This window comes from Streptomyces sp. NPDC059534 (assembly GCF_042743475.1).
Taxonomy (GTDB): domain Bacteria; phylum Actinomycetota; class Actinomycetes; order Streptomycetales; family Streptomycetaceae; genus Streptomyces.
Genome location: NZ_JBHWAQ010000077.1, coordinates 11,447 through 14,694, shown reverse-complemented (window position 1 = coordinate 14,694; position 3,248 = coordinate 11,447). Strand labels below are relative to the sequence as shown.

Genomic DNA, 3,248 nt, shown 5'->3' with positions numbered 1-3,248 from the left:
CGGCACCGCAGCAGTGAAACCCTTGGGTGTCGAGGCCCGGGCTCTACTGTGCTACCTCGTGCCAGGACTGTAGCGAGCGAAAGGGGTACATCGGGATCGTCACCGCGTTCCGCCGCCTGTGGGCCCTGCCGCACCCGACCTGACCCAGGCGTCACGCCCCGCCGAGTACCGAAAGGAGGATCCCGCCGAACGCGGGCCCGTGGAACCCGCCGCCACCGGCGCGACAGCCGACGCGCACCCGCATCCGGACGCACCCGCCGGCAGGGATCAACACGACATCACGGGCACAAGATCAACAGGCCCCCGCCATGAAAGATCGAGGCCAGGGGCTTCACGCCTGTCCGCACCCGCCCTCACACCCCAGGGCCCCGGAGTGTTCCCTGGATGTCCGGTATGACCTGATCGTTGTGGGTGGGGCGCTCGAGACATGAAACGAGCACGGCACCTGCGGATCATGGAGTTCTTCACGCTTCAAGATCCGCGAGGGTGCCGTGCTCGTCTCTTCATCTTCCCGCATGCCCATGGCGCCATCGGCGGCGCCTTTCCTGGCCGCGGTGCCACCGCGCCCGGATCCGGTCGTGCCCGTGGGGCTCCTGCAGGCCCTGGCCTCCGTGCCGGACCCGCGTGACCCCCGCGGGATGCGCTACCGACTGGCGACGTTGCTGGCGATCGGGGTCTGCGCGATGACGGCACCCGGCCATGACTCCCTTGCCGCGATCGCCGAGTGGGCCGGCCGCTGCGACCAGCAGACCCTGGCCGATCTCGGCTGCCCGTTCGACCCGCCGGCCGGACGTTTGCGGTGTCCGGACGAGAAGACCCTGCGCGACGCCTACGCCAGGACCGACCCCGGCGAGCTCACCCGGGCCGGCTACCAGCGGCTGGCCGACCTGTCCGGCCCGGAACCGAGTCCGCTCACCCCCGAGGGCCTGCCCGAACGAGAGCAGCGCCGCGCCCACCGCGGCGCCGCTCTCGCTCCCATCCCTGCCGCGGAGACGCCGCTGCCTGGCGGTGGACGGCAAGTGCCTGCGCGGAGCCGAGCGTCCCGACGGCAGCCAGGTCCACCTGCTGTCCGCGGTGTGCCACGAGGATGCGCTGACGGTGGCCGTGCGGGAGGTCGGCGCCAAGACCAACGAGATCCCCGAGTTCCGGCCCCTGCTGGAACAGATCGACGACGAGGACCTGCAGGGCGCCGTGGTGACCGTGGACGCGCTGCACGCTCAACGCGCCCACGCCCACTACCTGGTGGAGGAACGCGACGCGCACTACCTGATCACCGTCAAGGGCAACCAGAAGAACCTCGCCAAGCAGCTCAAGGCCCTGCCCCGGAAGGACGTCCCTGTGCTGCACCGCTCCACCGCCCGCGGTCACGGCCGCGACGAGACCCGCGAACTGCAGGTCGTCAGCGTCGAGGGCCCGCTGCTCCCGCACGCCCGCCAGGTCGTACGGATCCGCCGCAGGCGCCGCCTGTTCGGCGCGAAGAAGTGGACTTCGGAAACGGTCCACGCGATCACCGACCTGCCCGCCGACCAGGCCGGCCCGGAGGAGATCGCCTCCTGGGCCCGGGACCACTGGACGATCGAGAACTCGGTGCACTGGATCAGGGACGTCGTCTTCGGCGAGGACGCCCGCAAGACCCGCGCCCGCAACACCCCTGCCGTGATGGCCACCCTGAGCGACATCGTCCGCGGCACCCTCCGCGCAGCCGGCTGGGCCAACACCGCCGGCGCACGACGCGCCCACACCACCCCCGCCGCCATCCTCACCCTCCACGGCATCACCTGAACAAACCGGACATCCAGGGAACTCCGGGGCCCTGCCTCACACCCCCAGCGGCAGCGAGATCATTTTCGTTGAGAAAACCTCACTGGAAGAGTGATGTCATTTTCGACCCAATACTCGCATCGGAGGAGCTGCGATCAAGGATTTCCTTCTTCCCTTCGGCCTCCCGAATCTTCCGAATTAGAGCTTCAGCGGCCTGCTCGACCGATTGATCGGTCGCCTCTCCCCGCCCGAAAATGTATCGGCGATCACGGAATTCCGCATCCCCTTGCAGGATGGCATTAACCAATGACTCCAGCTTATCGGACCACATTACCGGAGGTGCAGAGAAAGTCATATGGAGCGAGGTATCCTCCTCGGCTACGGGCCCATGGGGAGTGCCATAAGGAATATAAAGGACATCGCCGGGCTGCAGTGACTCTTCGATGACAGGCTCCGGCATATCTTTTTGGTCATAGGATACCCATTGCTTCGGGCGCTCCTCCGGAGTGGGCCACACCTTCCAGTTCTTAGTCCCCGAAAGCTGCACTATATAGGTATCGAACGGATCGTGATGAATAACGAAACCCTGAGTGCGCGCGGGCGTCAAGAAAATGTCGCCCTCGACGCGCACCCCTAGTTCTTCTGCGAATATTTCGCTAATTCTCCGAACGGTCGAGTTGAAATGATTGACCCCGGTCCAGAAAATGGTTGCACCATCATGGAAAAGACGACGCACCTTCTCCGGGTCAACGCAATTATGATAGGTCACCTGAGGGGTGTCCCTCACTTGTATCGTCCTGGAGTAACGATGACTGGGGATGAGTTCACCCTGCTTGGCAAGTATCATGTAATCGCTGCGCAGCGCTTCGAAGTTGAGTGCCTCGTCAAGATCTGCGATCGAGAAAATGTCATCAAGCGGACCGGGTATCGCAGCCTTGAAAATATGGGGCTCCCGATCGAAATAGCGAGAATAGAACAGGTCTTTTTTGCCTACGAAATCCTCTATGCTGGTAAATCTCATCTCGGCCTAGATCCTTCCGAAGTATTGCGCCAAAGGCAGTCAATCAATACTGGCGAGACGCCACGATCCACCTACTCGCCAGAAGTCAAGTATGATGATACGGTTAACGCATATTTGTGATTCGAGTAGGTCGCACTCAGTTCTTGAGCTACGTTTTCTGCAGCAGCGGGCGGCGGCCTCACGGTGCCTTACCTGGGCACATGTCGATACGTGGATAGCGGGATCATGGTCGGCTCGAAAGTGGGGCGAGAGCGTCCAGGAGGCGAGGATCTCTGCAGAGCAACTCGCCGCCGCATCGCTGAACAGTTCCGCGAACTGCACTGGGTCTACCGACTTCAGCGGTTCAGGCTTCGGCAAGAAAACCTGGTCACCTGGTCACCTGGTCACCTGGTCACCTGGTCACCTGGTCACCTGGTCACCTGGTCACCTGGTCACCTGGTCACCTGGTCACCTGGTCACCTGGTCC

Annotated in this window: 1 protein-coding gene and 1 pseudogene; one reads left to right on the top strand and one right to left on the bottom strand. The window is 63.7% G+C overall.

What is annotated here, in order from left to right:
• Nucleotides 1-491: 491 nt before the first annotated feature.
• Nucleotides 492-1,782 (top strand): annotated as a pseudogene (locus ACFVZH_RS38890) (ISAs1 family transposase).
• Between the two features lie 79 nt (nucleotides 1,783-1,861).
• Here ACFVZH_RS38890 and ACFVZH_RS38885 read toward each other — a convergent pair.
• Entirely contained in the window at nucleotides 1,862-2,782 is a 921-nt protein-coding gene (locus ACFVZH_RS38885; RefSeq protein ID WP_384905175.1) for a JmjC domain-containing protein, read from the bottom strand.
• Nucleotides 2,783-3,248 lie beyond the last annotated feature (466 nt).